General features: G+C 61.5%; 20 protein-coding genes. 13 read left to right on the forward strand and 7 right to left on the reverse strand.

Annotated elements, in window-relative coordinates:
• The first annotated feature begins 49 nt into the window (after positions 1-49).
• The 4 genes from ACO59D_RS00240 to ACO59D_RS00255 all read left to right on the forward strand — a co-directional run bounded on the left by ACO59D_RS00240 (position 50) and on the right by ACO59D_RS00255 (position 5,332).
• Positions 50-676: a hypothetical protein gene (locus tag ACO59D_RS00240; protein WP_485125278.1), complete on the forward strand. Its 627-nt coding sequence runs from the start codon at positions 50-52 to the stop codon at positions 674-676.
• A gap of 385 nt (positions 677-1,061) precedes the next feature.
• Complete coding sequence (adhE, locus tag ACO59D_RS00245) at positions 1,062-3,680, forward strand: bifunctional acetaldehyde-CoA/alcohol dehydrogenase (RefSeq protein ID WP_485125279.1); 2,619 nt, start codon at positions 1,062-1,064, stop codon at positions 3,678-3,680.
• 33 nt (positions 3,681-3,713) lie between these two features.
• The gene (locus ACO59D_RS00250) at positions 3,714-4,490 is read left to right on the forward strand and encodes a phosphotransferase family protein (RefSeq protein WP_130812235.1); all 777 of its coding nucleotides are present in this window, start codon (positions 3,714-3,716) and stop codon (positions 4,488-4,490) included.
• A 146-nt stretch (positions 4,491-4,636) separates the two neighbouring features.
• On the forward strand, positions 4,637-5,332 hold the full coding sequence (locus ACO59D_RS00255; RefSeq protein ID WP_485125280.1) for a hypothetical protein: 696 nt from the start codon (positions 4,637-4,639) through the stop codon (positions 5,330-5,332).
• On the opposite strand, the gene ACO59D_RS00260 is transcribed toward ACO59D_RS00255, so the two are convergent.
• The 6 genes from ACO59D_RS00260 to ACO59D_RS00285 are packed head-to-tail and all read right to left on the reverse strand — an operon-like array spanning position 5,318 to position 9,035.
• Positions 5,318-5,833: a dihydrofolate reductase gene (locus ACO59D_RS00260; RefSeq protein WP_485125281.1), complete on the reverse strand. Its 516-nt coding sequence runs from the start codon at positions 5,831-5,833 to the stop codon at positions 5,318-5,320. The genes ACO59D_RS00255 and ACO59D_RS00260 overlap by 15 nt on opposite strands.
• Positions 5,834-5,841: 8 nt before the next feature.
• Entirely contained in the window at positions 5,842-6,690 is an 849-nt protein-coding gene (gene thyA / locus ACO59D_RS00265; protein ID WP_485125282.1) for a thymidylate synthase, read from the reverse strand.
• 42 nt (positions 6,691-6,732) lie between these two features.
• Entirely contained in the window at positions 6,733-7,170 is a 438-nt protein-coding gene (locus ACO59D_RS00270; RefSeq protein WP_485125283.1) for a (deoxy)nucleoside triphosphate pyrophosphohydrolase, read from the reverse strand.
• Positions 7,170-7,892, reverse strand: a complete 723-nt coding sequence (locus ACO59D_RS00275; RefSeq protein WP_485125284.1) for an acyl-[acyl-carrier-protein] thioesterase — start codon at positions 7,890-7,892, stop codon at positions 7,170-7,172. Before ACO59D_RS00275 ends, ACO59D_RS00270 begins: the two co-directional genes overlap by 1 nt.
• Before the next feature lie 49 nt (positions 7,893-7,941).
• On the reverse strand, positions 7,942-8,541 hold the full coding sequence (locus ACO59D_RS00280; protein ID WP_130812229.1) for a putative ABC transporter permease: 600 nt from the start codon (positions 8,539-8,541) through the stop codon (positions 7,942-7,944).
• A complete protein-coding gene (locus ACO59D_RS00285; protein ID WP_485125285.1) occupies positions 8,535-9,035 on the reverse strand; it encodes an HD domain-containing protein in 501 nt (166 codons plus the stop codon). The genes ACO59D_RS00280 and ACO59D_RS00285 overlap by 7 nt, the downstream gene beginning before the upstream one ends.
• Before the next feature lie 114 nt (positions 9,036-9,149).
• Between ACO59D_RS00285 and ACO59D_RS00290 the strand changes: the two genes are divergently transcribed.
• Positions 9,150-9,776 (forward strand): TetR/AcrR family transcriptional regulator, encoded by a 627-nt coding sequence (locus tag ACO59D_RS00290; protein WP_485125286.1) that lies wholly within the window; start codon positions 9,150-9,152, stop codon positions 9,774-9,776.
• A 73-nt stretch (positions 9,777-9,849) separates the two neighbouring features.
• A complete protein-coding gene (locus tag ACO59D_RS00295; protein WP_485125287.1) occupies positions 9,850-10,920 on the forward strand; it encodes a Gfo/Idh/MocA family protein in 1,071 nt (356 codons plus the stop codon).
• Positions 10,921-10,941: 21 nt separating this feature from the next.
• Here the strand turns inward: ACO59D_RS00295 and rnd are convergent, their stop codons facing one another.
• Positions 10,942-12,072, reverse strand: coding sequence for a ribonuclease D (rnd, locus tag ACO59D_RS00300; RefSeq protein ID WP_130812225.1), 1,131 nt, complete (start codon positions 12,070-12,072; stop codon positions 10,942-10,944).
• A gap of 132 nt (positions 12,073-12,204) precedes the next feature.
• On the opposite strand from rnd, the gene ACO59D_RS00305 reads away from it, so the two are divergent.
• From ACO59D_RS00305 to ACO59D_RS00335, 7 genes are all read left to right on the forward strand, one after another.
• The gene (locus ACO59D_RS00305; protein ID WP_130812224.1) at positions 12,205-13,179 is read left to right on the forward strand and encodes a diacylglycerol/lipid kinase family protein; all 975 of its coding nucleotides are present in this window, start codon (positions 12,205-12,207) and stop codon (positions 13,177-13,179) included.
• Positions 13,180-13,666: 487 nt separating this feature from the next.
• Positions 13,667-14,356 (forward strand): zinc metallopeptidase, encoded by a 690-nt coding sequence (locus ACO59D_RS00310; protein ID WP_485125288.1) that lies wholly within the window; start codon positions 13,667-13,669, stop codon positions 14,354-14,356.
• A gap of 3 nt (positions 14,357-14,359) precedes the next feature.
• Positions 14,360-15,718: an exodeoxyribonuclease VII large subunit gene (xseA, locus tag ACO59D_RS00315; RefSeq protein WP_485125289.1), complete on the forward strand. Its 1,359-nt coding sequence runs from the start codon at positions 14,360-14,362 to the stop codon at positions 15,716-15,718.
• Positions 15,719-15,795: 77 nt separating this feature from the next.
• A complete protein-coding gene (gene xseB, locus ACO59D_RS00320) occupies positions 15,796-16,077 on the forward strand; it encodes an exodeoxyribonuclease VII small subunit (RefSeq protein ID WP_485125290.1) in 282 nt (93 codons plus the stop codon).
• A gap of 68 nt (positions 16,078-16,145) precedes the next feature.
• Positions 16,146-16,493 (forward strand): histidine triad nucleotide-binding protein, encoded by a 348-nt coding sequence (locus tag ACO59D_RS00325; RefSeq protein ID WP_130812220.1) that lies wholly within the window; start codon positions 16,146-16,148, stop codon positions 16,491-16,493.
• A gap of 1 nt (position 16,494) precedes the next feature.
• Positions 16,495-16,914 carry a C-GCAxxG-C-C family protein gene (locus ACO59D_RS00330; protein ID WP_485125291.1) on the forward strand — a complete coding sequence of 140 codons (420 nt, stop codon included), beginning with the start codon at positions 16,495-16,497 and terminating at the stop codon, positions 16,912-16,914.
• Between the two features lie 160 nt (positions 16,915-17,074).
• A complete protein-coding gene (locus ACO59D_RS00335) occupies positions 17,075-18,256 on the forward strand; it encodes an acetate/propionate family kinase (RefSeq protein ID WP_485125292.1) in 1,182 nt (393 codons plus the stop codon).
• Positions 18,257-18,276: the final 20 nt, after the last annotated feature.

The raw sequence follows: 18,276 nt of genomic DNA on the forward strand, positions 1-18,276 counted from the left end.
CTAAGGTCGCCTCGCCGCTTGTGTCCATTTACCGAGAGGAGCAAGGACCATGTCCAAGCGACCCTTCGTGCTGCGCGTGGTGAGCCAGGGGGAGCTCGATCGGGCCCTTCTCGGCGTGCAAGTGGTAGCGCCGCTTGCCGGAAAGCCCGAGCGCTGTGCTGACATTCGGGCGCTGGCTGCCGCCGCGCACGATGGGGGAGCCTCTCTCGCCTGCGATCTCTCTCTTACGGGGGGCGCGTGCCCCGCGGTGCGCCTCGGCGCAGACGTAGCCTTCATGCCGATGGATGAGGGGCCAGATGGCCGCGTTCTTGTGTGGGTCTATCGAGGCATATCAGGTGAGGGGCGCTTGCTGCTTGCAGCCGGTGTGGAGGTGGGGGAGAGGGAGCACGCGCTTCTCGAACACAGGCTTCAGGAGTGGCGAAAATCGTCCGATGCGGCGCAGGTGGTTGCGAGGTATCTCGTGTGCCACCCGGTGGTCGAGGGTGTGGTGTACCCGGGGGTTAAGGAGGACGCGTCGTTCTCGGTGGCAGCGCGCACGCTTGAAGGCGGCTTTGGGCCATTTGTGGACTTTCGGGTCCGTGGCGGAGACACTTGGCACCGGGTAACTTGCACGCCCGATGACCCCATGCGTCAGGTTATAGCCTTGGAGCATAGGCTCAAACAGCTGGATAGATAACAGGCCCATTGCCCGTTGATGCGCAGACACCCCAGCACCAATCGTGCCGAGTGCCGGAAAACCATTGTCATGTGTGCGCACAGCGACGGTCTAACTAACACCCTGCCCACCAGCCGTCCGAGACGGGCGGTACGGGAACGTTATCCTGGGTTGTAGGCTTTCGTAGGACAGAAACCTTTTGGCAAACAATGTGCTCATCTATATGCACAATCAACCGTAAGCGGTATGATATGAGCGTCGAGTGGCGTTTGGGGGAGAAGGCTAGCCGTCTGCCTATTTACTTGACGCACCGTATGTACCAAAACACGCTTTACCTCACGTTCGTTTGCTTGTTGTTGGTTTGACTGGCCCCAATCGGTCGGTCGATTGTGGATATGGAGGTAACATGGCAGAGAAGGCTACGGTCATTGACAGCGTGGACGCGCTGGCAACACGCATCAAGGAGATGCGCGCCGCCCAAGCGGAGTTCGCCACGTTCACCCAGGAGCAGGTGGACAAGATTTTCTACGCTGCCGCCATGGCAGCAAACAAGGCACGCACTCCTCTCGCCCAGATGGCGGTCGAAGAGACCGGCATGGGCATCATGGAGGACAAGGTCATCAAGAACCATTTTGCCTCCGAGTACATCTACAACAAGTACAAGGACCTCAAGACCTGCGGCGTTATCGAGGATGACCCAGCGTTTGGCTACAAGAAGATTGCCGAGCCCCTTGGCATCATCGCCGCCGTTATCCCCACCACCAACCCCACGTCTACGGCAATCTTCAAGACGCTGATCTGCCTCAAGACGAGGAATGCCATCATCATCAGCCCACACCCGCGCGCCAAGAAGTGCACCATCGAGGCTGCCCGTATCGTGCGTGACGCCGCCGAGGCCGCAGGATGCCCCAAGGGCATTATCGACTGGGTGCCTGCGCCCACGATTGAGCTCACCGGTGCCCTCATGGGCTCCGTCGACTGCATCCTGGCCACCGGTGGCCCGGGCATGGTCAACGCCGCCTACAGCTCGGGCAAGCCCGCCCTGGGCGTTGGCCCTGGCAACAACCCCGCCATCATCGATGATTCCGCCGACATCGAACTCTCGGTGAACTCCATCATCCACTCCAAGACATTCGACAACGGCATGATCTGCGCAACCGAGCAGAACGTGATCGTGGTCGACAAGGTCTACGACAAGGTGAAGGCCGAGTTCCAGAAGCGCGGCTGCTTCTTCTTGCAGGGGGAGGACATCGCCAAAGTTGGCAACACCGTTATCGTGAACGGTGGCGTCAACGCCAAGATGGTCGGCCAGCCCGCGACCAAGATTGCTGCCACCGCCGGCGTCGAGGTTCCGCCTTCGACCAAGGTCCTTATCGGCGAGGTCGCCTCGGTTGACCCCTCCGAGCCCTGGGCGCATGAGAAGCTCACCACCATCCTTGGCATGTACCATGCCACCGACTTTGATGACGCTATCGCAAAGGCCTCCCGCCTCGTGGCGGACGGCGGCTACGGCCATACGGCGTCGCTTTTCGTTGACCCCAACGAGAAGGACAAGATTGCCCACCACGCCGAGGTCATGAAGGCCTGCCGCATCCTCGTGAACACCCCTGCCGCCATGGGCGGCATCGGTGACCTCTACAACTTCATGCTGCCTCCCTCGCTCACGCTCGGGTGCGGCTCCTGGGGTGGCAACTCCGTCTCCGGCAACGTCGGCCCCCAGCACCTTCTGAACATCAAGTCTGTGGCTGAGAGGCGTGAGAACATGTTGTGGCTCCGTACACCCGAGAAGATCTACTTCAAGAAGGGCTGCATGCCCGTCGCCCTGCGCGAGCTTAAGGACGTCTACGGCAAGAAGCGCGCTTTCATCGTCACCGACAAGTTCCTGTACGAGAGCGGCTTCACCAAGAGAATCGAGGCCTCTCTCGACGAGATGGGCATCGCGCACGAGTCCTTCTGGTCCATCTCGCCCGACCCCAAGCTCCAGGATGCCGAGAAGGGCGAGGAGCTTCTCCGCGCCTTCCAGCCCGACTGCATCATCGCCATCGGCGGCGGCTCCGCCATGGACGCCGGCAAGATCATGTGGTCCATGTACGAGAGCCCTGACGAGGACTTCTCTGACATGAGCATGGACTTCATGGACATCAGGAAACGCGTCTACACGTTCCCCAAGATGGGCAAGAAGGCCTTCTTCGTGGCCATCCCCACCTCCTCGGGCACCGGCTCCGAGGTCACGCCGTTCGCCATCATCACCGATGCCGAGACTGGCATCAAGTGGCCCGTCACGGACTACGAGCTCATGCCCAACATGGCCATTGTCGACACTGACAACATGATGACGCAGCCCAAGGGCCTCACCGCCGCCTCTGGCGTTGACGTCCTCACACACTGCCTTGAGGCCTACGCCTCGATGATGGCGTCCGACTACACGGACTCCTTTGCACTGCGTGGCATGAAGCTCGTTTTCCAGTACCTGCCGCGCGCGTATGACGACGGCTCTGACGTCGAGGCCCGCGACCACATGGCCAATGCCTCCTGCCTGGGCGGCCTTTCCTTCGCAAACGCGTTCCTGGGCATTAACCACTCCATGGCCCACAAGCTTGGCGCCTTCCACCACATTCCGCACGGCCTGGCCAACGCAGTCATTCTGCGACGCGTCATGCGCTACAACGCAGCCGAGCGCCCCACCAAGATGGGCACCTTCCCACAGTACGACCACCCCAAGACGCTGCACCGCTACGCCGAGGCCGGCCGCTTCTGTGGTGCCACGGGCAGGGACGACCAGGAGGTCTTCGAGAACTTCCTCACGATGATCGGCGGACTCTTCGACCATGTGGGCGTCAAGCACACGATTGCCGAGTACGGCGTTGACGAGCAGTACTTCCTTGATACCCTCGACGACATGAGCCTGCAGGCCTTCAACGACCAGTGCACCGGCGCCAACCCGCGCTACCCGCTCGTATCCGAGATAAAGGAGCTCTACCTCGACGCCTACTACGGCCGTCCTGCCAGCTCATACGAGGACTAGTCATCCCACATCCGGCTACTAGGAGGCATCATCATGCAGCTTTCTGACGAGCGCGTCGAGCTTGCTCGCCGCCACAACAAGGTTGTCTACAAGGATGGCAACAGGATTGTGAAATCCTTTGTGCGCACCAAGCCCGCTGTCGATATCTTTCGTGAGGCGCTGAACCTCGCCCGCATTGAGCAGGTCGAGGGTCTCAACACCCCCAAGGTCCTCGAGGTGTCGCAGGTCGAGGACGGCTCGTGGGCCCTCGCCTACGAGTACTTCCCTGGCCGCACCCTGCACGACCTCATGAAGGAGGCCGAGGGTACCGAGAGGTTCGATGAGCTTCTCAAGACGTTCGTGGACCTTCAGGTCAAGGTCCAGAACACGCCCGCCCCACAGGCGCTCACCGGCCAGTGCGACAAGATCGTCCGCATGATTGGACGCGTCAAGTCGCTTGACCCGTCTGCCCGCTACGACCTGCAGATGCGTGCCGACCGCCTTCGCAAGGGCCGCTCCATCTGCCATGGTGACTTCAACCCCACTAACGTTGTCGTGGGCGAGGATGGCAACCTCTTCGTGTGCGACTGGACGCATGTCACCGTCGGCCTGCCCGACGCCGATGCGGCCATGACCTACATGCTGCTCACGCTTGAGTTCCCCGCTGCCGCTGACAAGTACCTCGACCTGTACTCCAAGACCGCGGACATCGCCAAGCAGAAGATCAGCTACTGGCTGCCCGTTGTTGCTGCAGCCGAGCTCTCGCGTGGTCGCAAGGACAACGAGGAGTTCCTCAACAACTGGATTGACGTCGCCAGCGACTACGAGTAGGCCTCCGCGCCACAGACGTTGTTGTTGTCGCGCTCAGCCGAGGCACCCAGCGGCCGTTGGGTGCCTCTTTGCGTGCAGGGCGCGCCTGTTCGTCTAAGCTTGGCAGGTGCCCTTCAGGAATGTCTCCGCATCACAAGGAGTTCCACATGCGTGTCTCTCGCAATTCTCGCCGCCCGCTTGGCCAAGCGCTCTCGTGCCTTGGGGTTTTCGCCCTTGCGCTTGTCGTGTGCTTCTCGCTTACCGCCTGCAAGAGCGATGCTGAGAAGGTCACGGAGACTGTGACGCAGTTCATGGATGGCTACGATGCCATCGCGCATCCCAGGGAGGATGATGAGGAGGGCGATGACAAGCCTGTCGATGGCGGCGTACCCAGTCCCCAGTTTGGCGATGATGCGACCATAGCCAAGCTTGATGGGTTTGGCATTGATGGGGCCGAGTACCACAGGCATGTGCTCTCACACTTCTCGTATGAGGTGGGTGACGTGAGCGTTGCCGAGGACGGCAAGACGGCCACCGCGAGCGTGAGCGTCACCAACGCGGTCCTCTCGGACGCCATCACCAATGCGGCATCGGACTTCGAGGCATGGATGCTTACCGACGATATGCAGCCGACCCTTGACTCGGGTGGGCGAGCAGCCCTGGTCGACAAGCTCTTCGACTACCTCTACCAGCGCCTCGATGCCGAAGACGCTACCACTGCCACTACGGAGGCCACGGTCTCCCTCACGAAGGGAGACAATGGTACCTGGAGCGTCGACACGCCGCTCTCGGATGACTTCTACACGGCGCTCTATGGCGGGACAGACATTCGCACAGCGGAGGAAGCGTCAGCGCAGGGATGAGACAGGGGGCAGTCCCCCTGTCTCATAGGTGACGAAGGTGAAGGTGATGCCGCTCTTGGTGGTGCCGCCGGGCTCCGTGGACTCGACGTGCCATGCAGGGTCCTCGTCTAGGTTGGGGAAGAAGGCGTCCGCGGGCTTCTCGACGTCGAACTTGGTCACGTAGACATGTGAGCAGTGGGGGAGAAGCGCTCGGTAGACGGACTCCCCGCCGATGAGCCACACCTTGTTGGGGTCATCGGCCGCAACCGCATCGAGCGCACCGGCGGGGGAGACCACACCCACCACGCCCCTGGGGAGCTCGCCTGGGTTATGGGTGACCACGACGTTTCTTCTCCCCTTGAGGGGGCCCCCAGGAAAGCTCTCGAGGGTCCTTCTGCCCATGACAACCGTGCCGCCCATGGTCAGCTCAACAAAGCGGTGCATGTCGACCTTGCTGTGGACGAGAAGCTCGCCCCCGTAGCCTATGCCCCAGTCGCTGCAGGCGGCGACGATTGCATTCATGGTTCCTCCTAGATGGCGATGGGGATGCCCTTTACCTGTGGGCCGCATTGGTAGCCCTCGACGATAAGGTCATCGGTCGTGAAGTCGTAGAAGTTCGTGACCTCGGGATTGAGGCTCACCTGCGGGGCGGAGAGGCGCGGACGCGAGATGAGCTCGCGAATGACGGGTGCGTGGCGGTCGTAGATGTGGGCGTCGGCAATCATGTGCACCAGCTCACCGGCGTTCATGTTGGATACCTGTGCCACCATCATGAGCAGAATGGCGTACTGGCATACGTTCCAGTTATTGGCGGCAAGCACGTCCTGGCTCCGCTGTACGAGGAGCATGTTGAGCGTGGGACGGCTCTCGCCGGGCTCCTGCGTCACGTTGTAGATGGCGTTATAGGCGCAAGGGTACAGGTGCATCTCGGAGAGGTCCGAGAAGGTGTAGAGGTTGGTCATGATGCGGCGCGAATAGGGGTTCTCGCGCAGGTCCTTTAAGACGCGGTCCATCTGGTCGTAGTCGCCGTCGGCATAGTGGGAGATCTTGCCCACCTGGTAGCCGTACGCCTTGCCAATGGAACCGGTCCCGTCTGCCCACTCATCCCAGATGTGACTGTGGAGGTCGTGGACGTTGTTCGATTTGCGCTGGTAGATCCAGAGAACCTCGTCCATCGCACTCTTGAGTGCCGTGCGACGTAGTGTGATGGCGGGGAACTCCTCGCGCAGGTCGTAGCGGTTGCATACGCCAAAGCGCTTGATGGTATAGGCCGGCGTCCCGTCTTCCCAGTGCGGGCGAACCTTTTGCCCCTCGGTCGTGGTGCCGTGGTCGAGAATATCGGTGCACATGTCGACGAAGATGTCGTCTGCCTTGCTCATGGGTTTCCCCCTCTGTGTGGTGGCGTATGGGCAGGTTTGCCCTTACAGGTGTTCCGACTCCATGAACTGGTCCCAGGCGAGCCCCAGTGTCTGGACGAGGCCCTGGTCTGCTGGCAGCCACGCCACATCGAGAAGGTCCCCGTGCCCAAGCCAGCGCAGCTCCTTGTGCTCTCCAGGCTTGGCCTTGGGCTCTGCGTCTGGTGCCAGCGTGCACACAAAGCAGTCCATGACCAGGCGAAACTCAGGATAGTCATACGTCAGCGTGTCAAGAGGCCACATGACCTGGAGCTTGCAGCCAAGCTCCTCCATGACCTCGCGGCGGCAGGCCTCCTCGCCCGTCTCGCCCTGCTCGACCTTGCCACCGGGGAACTCCCAGCCGTCCATGCCATGCGCGCGGCGTGCCGCCAGGATGCGCTCGTCTCGCTGGATGATGGCTGCCGCCACGTGTATCGTGGATGTGTTCTCGTCCTGCTCGGCCATTACGCGCGCCCCTCCATCCTCACGATGGCGCGGGGCTTGCCGTCCACGCCGTCAATGCTCACGGTGACCTCGCTGCCGCCGCCATAGACCACCGGCTGCAGCGTGTCGCCGAGAAGAGCCATGGCGCGGTACTGCACCTCGAGGCTCGCAAGGTCCATGGCGTGTCCCAACTCGCCCGCGGCAAGAAGGGCAAAGCGCACGTACTCGGCGTTGTTCACGTGACGGTTGGTGTCGAGGTGCTGCTCGGTGATGACGATTGCGGATGTGGGCGTGCCTTCGCCCTGGGGCTTGAGGTGATGAGAGATCTGCGGGAGGTCTTTCGGGCGTTCGTCACCCTCCAGATAGACCGATTCGCTATCCGGGATGGTGATGACATGCTCCCGCGAGAAGTCGTACATATACCATTGGGAGTCCGCACGTACGTGACGCGTTCCATCTGCTCCCAGAACCTCGAAGCAGCGTCCCACCTGGAGCCGTTTCATGCCATAGCACCAGGTGCTCGTTGTGATGGTGTCGCAGAAGCGGGGGAGTGAGCTTATCTCAATGAGCCAAGACGTCACAAACCAGCCGAGGTGGTCGCGGCGAAGCTCCCTAATGCCCCTTCCCTTGGCCTCGCACTGGAAAGTAGAGCAGTCTTGCAGGTAGTTCATCATGGGCACCAACGCGAGAACGCCGTTCTCGTCACACTCGCTGTAGCGCACCCTGCTGTCAAATGAGTACATGCTGCCTCCGGTATGGTAGTTGGTCACCCCACCTTAGCAGCAATTCGACCTAGCGTCTAAGTGTGATCCTTCCGTCATTCCCACTGGCGCTGTGCACAAAGGACGAGAGCGCCGTGTCTGCACCGTATGTCACGAGGCACGCCGTTGCCGCGGCCTCGCATGCGAACTCTCCCCAGGATGAGAAAAAGAGGATGAGCTGCGGCTCTATGGCAAAGACCACGAGCACTGAGAAGAAGCCGAAAAGTGCCGAGGCGATGGGGCAGATAAGCCCGCGATAGTTGAGGGGCCAGCCGGTGTAGTCCCACCAGCGCCTGCCAAAGCGCTTCTCCAGCACGCGTCCTGTGGCGTACTCAATAGCGGTAGCCAGCACCGCGCCCGCCGCAAAGACGACGAACGGACTCTCGATGTGGCCGAGAAGTGCGTAGACGATGATGGCGCCCGAACCGTATATGGGGCAGCTCGGGCCAAAGAGGAAGCCCCGGCGCACCGGACGGCGTTCCACGATGGAGCAGTAGATGGTCTCCCAGACCCAGCCGCCAATCGAGATGGTGGTCATAGAGAGTATAAGGATGGCAAGGTGGAAGGCTGAAAGATCGAGCGCAGGCATTATGGCAAGGGCCTCGATGGCCGACCTGGCGTGGGCTAGCATGCCACACCTCCATGCAACTTCTTAGACCATGGCCGCTTGGCGAAGACCTCGACGGTCGAGCAGGCCTTGTCCACAAGAGAGACCACGAACGCCTCCATGTGGCGTGGCGGTGACGGCACGAGGGGGAACATGTGGTGGGCAATAATGTCTCGCTCGAGGTCGGTAAGGTCGGGGAAGTCCTGCTCGGCGTTTCTTAGCGCATGGTGCGGATGTGTGAAGCCATGCCACGCGTCGGGGGCCGCTTGGTGGTCATGCCAGTCGTAGAGGTAGTAGTCGTGGAGAAGTGCCCCGCGCACGAGGGCCCGCTCGTTGCAGGTAAGGTTGAGCGTCCGCACAAGAGCCAGGCTCAGGTAGGAGACGGCGGCTACATGCTCGAGCGTGGTGGTCTCGCCATGCTGCACATAGTCAGCCATGAGCGCCACGCGCGGAGCTGCGAGCGTTGGTGCGGCGAGCTCCTCGTAACGTTGGCGTATCGCTTCTGGGGTAGAATCCACGCGTGGCTCCCTCAATCCGGATGGCTAACTTATTTCCAATTCTGGAAATAAGTATACTATTGGAAGCAGCGTTGCATTCGCTCAATATGGCATCGTATTCGAGGGGTGAGCAATATGGGCACAAAGCTCAGGGGGCATATCGATCTTCGCGTAAAGCGCTCGCAGGCCGCCATACGCTCTGCCGTTGTGCTGCTGCTTACCGAGAAGCCAACCCAGGACATCACCGCAAAGGACGTCGCCGACCGGGCTCTCATCAACAAGAAGACGTTCTACGCGCATTACCCAAGCGTGCGCGCGGTTCTGAAGGAAATCGAGGACGACGCCGTTGAGGAGGTCTCTGGCATCGTGTCGTCCGGTGATGTGAACACGCCGGCAGGGCTCTCGAAGGTGCTGTCGCAGCTCAAGGCCCTTGCATCAGACGGCGCCACAGCGTTTGGCTCGCTTGCGCATACGCCCGTGCGCACGCTACTCTCCGAGCGCTTCCGGCGCGAGCTCTCTGCTCGTCTGAGTGGCCCCTCGGCTGCGTCCTCCCCGGTTACGGCATCGGTATCATCGCGGGTCGCATGTGCCGTCGACTTTGCCGCCGGCGGAATCGTCTCGCTGCTGGCGAGCTGGCTTTTTGGGGAGCGAAGCATGAGCGAGAATGAGCTTTCCCAGACGGTCATCCAGGCGGTGCAATCGTGCCTTGGGTTTGCTGGCCCTGTGGCTGATGTGCCGGTCGGCGAATCCGCTCACGCGTAGGGCTTCGAGGGCGCATCTGCACCACTCCTGCTCTAGAATCCAATTGTCGAAGGCTTGAGGGAAGGGGCGCCCCATGACAGGCAAGAGCAAGGTGCGTATCGCAACCATTGGAACGAGCGGGATAGCCCGACGATTCCTCGATGCGCTTGCGTCTTATGACGGGGCCGTGTACGCGGGTGCGTACTCGAGGGACCTCTCTCGGGCACAGGCGTTCTCGCGCGAGCATGGCGGGGGCCTCGCCTTCGATTCCCTCGACGATCTGTGTGCCAATCCCGATGTCGATGCCGTCTATGTGAGCTCTCCCAACGGACTGCATGCTCCCCAGGCGCTCGCCTTGGTGCGGGCCGGAAAGCACGTGCTGGTCGAGAAGGCCCTCGCCTCCAATGCCCGCGAGGCGCGAGGGGTGTTTGACGCGGCCTCTGAGCACGGCGTTGTCTGCATGGAGGCCATGCGCTCCATTCACACGCCCGGCTTCAGGGCCGTTGCCGAGACGCTCCCCGAGCTTGGCGAGATCCGTCTTGCTCACTGGGGCTTCTCGAAAGTTACCTCTCGCATCAAGCGGCTTCGTGCCGGAGAGCGCCTGAACGTCTTTGACCCGCGGCTCTCCGAGGGCTCGCTCATGGATATTGGCGTCTACTGCGTGGAGCCGGCTGTCTCGCTTTTTGGACATCAGGAAACGGTGCAGGCGTCTCTCATTACGGCACCAGTTCCTGGCGAGCCGGCAGATTCCCCCTATGGGAGAATTGACCTTGCCGGGGCAATGCTTTTGGGATATGGGGACAAGGTGGTCTCAATCTCGTTTGGCAAGATATCCGATGACCTTGCACCGTGCCAGATAGAAGGCGAGAGAGCCTCCCTCGTCTTTGACGACATCACAAAGCCTTGCCACCTGAGGGTGATCGAGCACGTGGACCAAGGGCTTACGTGGGGGACCGTCGGCGGAAGCGAGCGCACGGTCGTCGTCGAGAACCCCGAGAACGACATGGTCTGCGAGCTGGATGACTTCTGCCGTGCCGTGTCCGGTGACGCCGTTGCTCGGGGGCACGCTGACATGTGGGGCGACGTCACGCTGGTGTCTCTTGGCATTATGGATGCGGCTCGCGAACAGTGCGGCATCCGCTTCCCCCCGGATGACGAGGCGTAGCCTTAAGGTGCACGACCTAGCCTAGATGACCTCGAGGTGACCGTCCCGCACCGTGAGGCCCACCGAGCCCTTGAGCAGGCTTTCGAGTTGCCTGCCGGCAAGCTCGTGGCGCCAGCCTGTTGCGAGCCTTGACTTCGAGCTGTCCTGGGCGAACTCCACGAGGTCATCTCTCGTGGCGATGAGCTGCGTTGCGATGCCGGTCCTCTCGGAGACGATCCTTACCAGGGCGTTCATGAGGTCCACGACGCTCTCGAGCTCCGATGACGGGTGCGTATGGCGCTCCTGCTGCGGGCAGTCCGAGGTGGGGACGTTCTCGCCGACGCGCACCATCCCGAGAAGGTTATGCACGTCCTTCTCGTTAAGCTGGTCTGCCCCACGGATCTTGCGCAGACGGTCGCGGGTATGCGGTGCGCGCTTGCAAATCTCGACGACGACCTCGTCCGAGAGAACCCACTTGCGGGGGATGTCATGACTTGCTGCCGTCTGCTCACGCCAGGCGCAGACCTCACGCGCGATGGCGAGCTGCCGGCGCGTGAGGGAACCCGAGCGCTTGAGCCTCAGGTAGGCGTCGCGCGGGTCTCTGCGCAGGTGGGAGGGGTTGGCTACCTCGGCCATCTCGGGCTGCACCCAGGCAAGCCTGTCCTTCTCGATCAGTTGCTCCATCATGCGGCCGTAGATGGCAGGCAGGTATCGCACGTCATCTTCGGCATAGGTGAGCTGCTCGGGATCGAGAGGGCGGCGTGACCAGTCCGTAAGCGATTCTGCCTTGGGAAGCCTCGCTCCCGCGTAGGCCTCGACGAGAGACCCGTAGCTCACCTGCTGGCGCATGCCCAGAAAGGCTGCCGCCACCTGCGTGTCAAAGACCGAGGTACAGGTTACGCCCATGCCATCGAGAATGACCTCGAGGTCCTGTCCGCAGGCGTGAAACACCTTGGTGACACGCTCGTTGGCAAAGATGCGCGCCAAGGGCGAGAGGTCCCCGATGAGGATGGGGTCGATGGCGCCAATCTCAGAGATGGTGCCAACCTGCACGAGGCAAAGCTTGGGGTAGTAGGTCCTTTCACGGAGAAACTCCGTGTCCACGGCTATGACATGCTCCTTCCCAATTCGCTCGCAGAAGGACCTCAGTTCGTCGCTTGTGGATATGTACACTCGACTCTCCCAGCTCAAAGGTGTTAGGCAAAGGCAATGGCGATGGTCTACCATGTGACTGTGGCCCGGCGGGGGCCGGTGCCCGGAACATGATACATGCTATCCCTTGTTGGGGGACCGGGGAGGACTATCATGCGCAGTGTCATCATCCACAACCCGTTGTCGGGCTTTGGGTCCGATGCCATCTTCGAGTTCGAGCGTGCTCTCGTTCACGCTGGAGACGAGTGCACCTTCCGTGTGCTTGCACCGGACTTCGTCCCGGAGGATGTTGTGGGTGACGCTGATGACTTTGACATCTGCGTGCTCTCGGGTGGTGATGGCTCGGTGACGGGGCTGCTGTATGCCCTCCGCAACCGCAATGTGCCCGTCTGCGTGTTTCCCTCGGGTACGGCAAACCTGCTCTTCGCAAATGTTGGCAACGCGCCGGAGCCGGCGGCACTGGCCCGAGCATGCCGCGTTGGCCACACCGCAAGCGTTGACCTTGCCGAGATTTCTTGGGTTGACGAGCGGGGCAACGAGCATGTGAGAGGGTCTGGCATCATGTCTGGCACGGGCTTTGACGCTCGGCTTATGGAGGCCGCCCTGCCCAAGAAGGCCGCTATGGGACAGGCCGCCTACTTTGCTGCTGCGTTCGCAAACCCCCGGCCCACCGTTGAGGAATTCACGATTGTTGTAGATGGTCAGAAGTACCACCGAAGGGGAATCTCCTGCATGGTGGCAGACAATGCCATGATTCAGGGCGACATCCAGATTGTGCCGGACTGCAGGATGGACGATGGGCTTCTCGACGTCATTGTGATAGAGACACAGGACGCCGCGCAGATGCTTCGCCCGCTCTTCTCGGGCATTGTTGACAGGTCGGGCAAGTCCATTGGCCGCCCGCACCTGGAGTTTTTCCGAGGCCGTGAGATTACGGTGCGCACCGAGCGCCACGTGCCGCTCGAGATAGACGGCGACGTGGCAAGCTCTGGTGTCACCGAATACCGGGCCAAGGTTCTTCCTGGGGCATGTAACATCGTGGTCGACAGCATGAGTTCGTATCAGCCCTGCTCCGACGCCCCTGCCCGCTTTGCCGACGCGGACGAGATAGCGTTTCCCAAAGAGTGAGGGCGGCTAATGAGGGCAGATGTCGCGTGCGCCTGCATGAAAGTGCCCTATCGAAGGGAATTTCGGCTCTCGCTGCATGAAAAGGCGATATCGTAAGGTCCTTTCCGAGTACATTTATCAATAATGCAACTATAATTGTATGAATGTGCATATTATTACCAAAATATACACATTCATGGAACTGTAGTTTAATTATTGATAAAGTATCGCGAAAGTCGTCTTGCGATAGACCGTTTTCATGCAGCGGATCAGAAAAAGTCGTTCGATAAGGCGTTTTTGTGCACGATCTCTGCCGCATGGAGTCCCATGGGCGTTGGCTGGCAGGGCAGCTCAATCGTGTGTACGCACGATGACGAAGAATTGCCAGCCAACTCCAACCAGCCCCGCCTATCGCGTAATTTGTGTCGCGCGGCTCCGGTATCATCATTGGTACCGGACGGCCTTGGGTACATATGCCCCACGGCCCCCAATGATTGGAGCTTTTCACATGGGTTATTACTACTACGGGATTGACTTCGCTTACTACGCGATTGTGCTGTTGTCGCTAGTCCTAGGTCTTGCCACCCAGTCCTACATCAAGCGCAAGTATACGCGGTGGTCTAAGGTCGACGCCTCGTTTGAGGGTACCGGGGCGGATGTTGCGCGTCAGATGCTCGACGAGGGTGGCGCCTCAAACGTGGGCATCGCTTCGGTTTCCGGCCATCTCACAGACTACTACGACCCACGCGACAACAACCTGCACCTCTCGAACGAGAATATGCGCGGAGGTTCTGTGGCATCCGTCGCCGTGGCATGCCACGAGGCTGGCCATGCGGTACAGCGAGCCAAGAACTACGGGCCCATGCGTGTCCGTACGGCACTGGTGCCGGTTGTGAACTTCTCGCAAAACGCTTGGATGCTGGTGTTTCTCGCTGGCGTCTTCCTGAATATTGCCGGCCTCGTGCAGTTTGCCATCGTCCTCTTTGCCTTCTCCGTTATCTTCCAGCTGGTTACCCTCCCTGTAGAGATCAACGCATCCTATCGTGCCGTCCAGTTTCTCGAGACGCACGGCCAGGGGATTGATCGCCAGGGAGCCAAAGAGGTGCTCACTGCAGCAGCTCTCACCTACGTTGCCGCGGCGCTCGTCTCGGTGGTCCAACTGCTCTATCTCATCGGTCGCAACGATAGGAGGAGCTAGCCCATGTCGGGCACTAAAGAAGAACCGCTCTCGGTGACCGAGGCGGTGCAGGTGGCAAAGGGGCAGGTGGCGCAGATTCCCACCATGGTTGTCATGGGCGAGGTGAGCGGCTTTCGCGGCCCCAACGCACGCTCCGGTCACTGCTACTTCGAGGTCAAGGATGCCACGGCATCAATGTCGACCATTGCCTGGCGCGGCGTCTATAAGGACTTTGTCGAGACGTCGGGCGCACAGTTGCGCGATGGCCTGCAGATCCAGATGGTGGGGGCCTTCGATGTCTACCAGAACACGGGCAAGCTCTCGTTTGTCGCCAAGAGCATCACGGTGGCGGGGGAGGGGCTTCTTCGCCAGCAGGTGGCAGAGCTCGCACGCAAGCTCGAGCGCGAGGGCCTCATGGACCCTTCGAGAAAGCGCCGCATTCCCGCCTTCTGCACGAGGGTCTGCGTGGTTACGTCGCTTTCGGGAAGCGTCATCGAAGACGTCAGGCGCACGCTGCGGAGGAGAAATCCGCTGGTCCAGATAGACGCGGTGGGGTGTGCCGTGCAGGGGAAGCATGCCCCCGCAACCATCATCCGCGCCTTGGCTGTCGCGGCGGGCTCCCGCCCCGACGCCATCCTGCTCGTGCGTGGCGGCGGTTCCTTCGAGGACCTCATGTGCTTCAATGACGAGGCCCTTGCCCGCGCCGTCGCGGCCTGCCCCGTGCCTGTGGTCACGGGCATCGGGCACGAGCCGGACACCTCGATCTGCGACATGGTCTCGGACCGTCGCTGCTCCACGCCCACGGCGGCAGCAGAGTCTGTCGCTCCCGCCATGAACGAGATAGAGACCCTCATCAACCAGCGTGGCGTTCGCTTGGGCAACGCCATGGCGGCCATTCTCCAGGCGGATTCCACCACGGTTGGCGCTCTTGGGGCACGAGCGGCCCGGTCGATAGAGGCGCATGTCTCTCGCCTTGCGGCCTGTGTGGACTCGCTCGCATCGCGCCGCTGCCTCACCGACCCCATGGCAATGCTCGATGACCGCGGTCGCACGCTCGATCTCACCGGGGAGCGCCTTCACGCCGCCATCCCCAAGTCACTTGCACGCTCGCGGGAGCGCGTGAGAGATGACGCCCGTCGCCTTGCCGTTGCCGGCAAGGCGCTCCTGCGCCCGCACCAGACGTCTGTCGCGCACTATGCCGCGACGCTCGACGCCCTCTCGCCGCTGAGGGTCCTCGGTCGCGGCTATGCCTTGGCGCGTGATGCCGAGGGGCACGTGCTTTCCAATGCAGCCCAGGTAGGGATCGGAGAAAGCATCTCTGTTCTTCTCGGGGAAGGGGAGCTGGGGGCAACGGTGACCAGTGTTGGGGGCACCACCTCTTAGATTACGAGAGCCGGCGCGAGAGGCGCCGTCGGAAACATCAAGAACGCGCGGTGATGCCGCGAGAAAGGAAGGCCACCATGGCAGAGGACAACGCCACAGACACCAGGAACGTCGAGGACCTGAGCTTTAAGGAGGCCTCCGTCGAGCTTGAGCAGATCGTGCGCTCGCTTGAGGCCGGAGACCTCGAGCTCGAGGAGTCGCTCGAGCGCTACAGCAGGGGCGTCGAGCTCCTCAAGAGCCTGAGGGAGCGCTTGGCCAACGCCGAGCAGAAGGTGCGCGTGCTTCTCGACGCAACCGACGAGGATGCCCCCGTTACAGATACCACCGCAGCCCCGTCTACGGCTTACCTCAACGAGTAAACCCCTGCGAGGGGGCCTGCGCATGCAGGACCGCTGGTCTCTCGCACACCATGAGTGAAGGAGAAGACATGTCAGACTGCCTCTTCTGCAAGATTGCCAACGGGGAGATTCCCACCAACTTCCTGTACGAGGACGACCTCGTCGTCGCCTTCCCGGACATCAACCCGCTTACCCCCACGCACGTGCTCGTGGTGCCCAAGGAGCACTACGAGAACATCACCGACAGCGTTCCTGCCGAGACGCTGGCCGCCATCGCGCATGCCGTGAAGGTCGTGACCGAGCAGACCGGCATCGACAAGACCGGCTTCCGCTGCATCACGAACACCGGTGACGACGGCGGGCAGTCCGTGCATCACCTGCACGTGCACGTGCTTGGCGGTCGCAAGCTCGACCCCAACGCAGGGGAGGGGAAGTAGCGTGGGGCCCAGAAGCGGGCTTGCCGCCGAGCGTCACGCACGGGGTTACAACTGCGCCCAGGCCGTCGCCTGCACCTATGCCGACCTTGTGGGCATGGACGAGGCCGCGCTCTTCAAGGCGTGCGAGGGGCTGGGGCTTGGCATGGGCGGCATGGAGGGCACGTGCGGTGCGCTCTCCGGTGCCTGCATGCTGGCGGGTCTTGTCAACAGCACGGCCGACCTTGCGCACCCCACAAGCAAGGGCTCTACCTATGCGCTCTCGCGCAAGATGGTGTCGGACTTCTCGCATGAGGCTGGCGCCACGGCTTGCCGCGACCTCAAGGGGCGCGAGACCGGCGTGGTTCTCTGCCCGTGCCCCCGCTGCATCGACATTGCCTGCGAGCTTGTCGAGAGAACGCTCTTCTTGGACGAGAAGACCTAGCGGCAACACGCGGGCGGCAATGCGCAAGTGCTGCCGTTTCGGGAGGATTCTGCACCTTCCGCGCGTGTGGCGACCATTTGGATGGTATTGCGCCCGTGCGGCGCTATCATGGCCATTGCTCTGTGCCTAATCGGGGTGCGCCCCTTCCGAGAGGAGACTCATGAACGTTCTTGTCATCAACGCCGGCAGCTCGTCTCTCAAGTACCAGTTGCTCGACACCAAAACCCGTGAGGTCTACGCGAAGGGCAACTGCGAGCGCATAGGCATCGACGGCTCGTTTGTTGGACATGAGGAGCGTGGCGGCGAGAAGCAGAGGCTCGAGGTGGCCCTGCCCGACCACAAGACTGCTGTCACATATGTTTTTCAGATCCTTGGTGATGCCGGCTTTGATACGGACAAGATAGAGGGCATTGGTCACCGCGTGGTTCAGGGTGGCTGGTACTTTCCGTCATCTAAGGCTGTAACCGACGAGACACTTGGTTGGGTACGCGAGGTTGCGCCTCTCGCACCGCTTCACAACTATGCCGAGGCCGACGTCATCGAGATCTGCCGCGAGATGTTCCCCGCCATCGGCAATGTGATCGTTCCGGATACCGCATTTCACCACAACATGCCTGAGAAGGCATGGCGCTACGCCCTCCCAAGGGACGTGGTCGACAGGCTGCATGTTCGCAAGTACGGTGCCCACGGCACCTCCCACCGCTACATCTGGCGCGCTACCAACGAGTTCCTCAACGGTGACGTCCACAAGCTCGTCTCCTGCCACCTTGGCTCCGGCGCCTCGCTATCGGCCATCCAAGATGGGCATGACATGGATACCACCATGGGGCTCACGCCGCTCGACGGCCTCATCATGGGTACCCGCTGCGGCACCATCGACCCGGCGACCGTCTGCTACCTGGTGCGCGAGGGCGGCTACACCATCGACGAGGTCGATGCCATGATGAACAAGCAGTCCGGCCTGCTCGCGCTCTCTGCGGTCTCGTCCGACTCGCGTGACATCGAGGCGGGTGCCAAGAGGGGCGACAAGAACTGCCAGATGGCACTCGAGATGTTCTACTACCGCACCTCCCAGCTCATCGCCGAGATGGCGCAGTCCATGCACGGCTTTGACACCATGGCCTTCTCGGCCGGTATCGGCGAGAACTCGGCTGGGATGCGCCTGGGTGTGGCCAAGGAGCTCGAGTGGCTCGGTGTCAAGATTGACGAGAGGGCCAACGAGGTCCGCTCGGATGACCCGCGCGTCATCTCCACGCTGGACTCCAAGGTGAAGGTCCTTGTCGTTCCCACCAACGAGGAGTACATGATCGCCCTCGATGTCGAGGAGCTTCTCTCCAAGTAAGGCTTGTTGCCAATAGTGGC

This window comes from Tractidigestivibacter sp., from assembly GCF_057241865.1.

What these genes read in the sequence shown, in the direction of transcription:
- ACO59D_RS00240 (WP_485125278.1), top strand. Translation starts at nt 50, where the DNA reads ATGTCCAAGCGACCCTTCGTGCTGCGCGTGGTGAGCCAGGGGGAGCTC.
- adhE (WP_485125279.1), top strand. Translation starts at nt 1,062, where the DNA reads ATGGCAGAGAAGGCTACGGTCATTGACAGCGTGGACGCGCTGGCAACA.
- ACO59D_RS00250 (WP_130812235.1), top strand. Translation starts at nt 3,714, where the DNA reads ATGCAGCTTTCTGACGAGCGCGTCGAGCTTGCTCGCCGCCACAACAAG.
- ACO59D_RS00255 (WP_485125280.1), top strand. Translation starts at nt 4,637, where the DNA reads ATGCGTGTCTCTCGCAATTCTCGCCGCCCGCTTGGCCAAGCGCTCTCG.
- ACO59D_RS00260 (WP_485125281.1), bottom strand. Translation starts at nt 5,833, where the DNA reads ATGAATGCAATCGTCGCCGCCTGCAGCGACTGGGGCATAGGCTACGGG.
- thyA (WP_485125282.1), bottom strand. Translation starts at nt 6,690, where the DNA reads ATGAGCAAGGCAGACGACATCTTCGTCGACATGTGCACCGATATTCTC.
- ACO59D_RS00270 (WP_485125283.1), bottom strand. Translation starts at nt 7,170, where the DNA reads ATGGCCGAGCAGGACGAGAACACATCCACGATACACGTGGCGGCAGCC.
- ACO59D_RS00275 (WP_485125284.1), bottom strand. Translation starts at nt 7,892, where the DNA reads ATGTACTCATTTGACAGCAGGGTGCGCTACAGCGAGTGTGACGAGAAC.
- ACO59D_RS00280 (WP_130812229.1), bottom strand. Translation starts at nt 8,541, where the DNA reads ATGCTAGCCCACGCCAGGTCGGCCATCGAGGCCCTTGCCATAATGCCT.
- ACO59D_RS00290 (WP_485125286.1), top strand. Translation starts at nt 9,150, where the DNA reads ATGGGCACAAAGCTCAGGGGGCATATCGATCTTCGCGTAAAGCGCTCG.
- ACO59D_RS00295 (WP_485125287.1), top strand. Translation starts at nt 9,850, where the DNA reads ATGACAGGCAAGAGCAAGGTGCGTATCGCAACCATTGGAACGAGCGGG.
- ACO59D_RS00305 (WP_130812224.1), top strand. Translation starts at nt 12,205, where the DNA reads ATGCGCAGTGTCATCATCCACAACCCGTTGTCGGGCTTTGGGTCCGAT.
- ACO59D_RS00310 (WP_485125288.1), top strand. Translation starts at nt 13,667, where the DNA reads ATGGGTTATTACTACTACGGGATTGACTTCGCTTACTACGCGATTGTG.
- xseA (WP_485125289.1), top strand. Translation starts at nt 14,360, where the DNA reads ATGTCGGGCACTAAAGAAGAACCGCTCTCGGTGACCGAGGCGGTGCAG.
- xseB (WP_485125290.1), top strand. Translation starts at nt 15,796, where the DNA reads ATGGCAGAGGACAACGCCACAGACACCAGGAACGTCGAGGACCTGAGC.
- ACO59D_RS00325 (WP_130812220.1), top strand. Translation starts at nt 16,146, where the DNA reads ATGTCAGACTGCCTCTTCTGCAAGATTGCCAACGGGGAGATTCCCACC.
- ACO59D_RS00335 (WP_485125292.1), top strand. Translation starts at nt 17,075, where the DNA reads ATGAACGTTCTTGTCATCAACGCCGGCAGCTCGTCTCTCAAGTACCAG.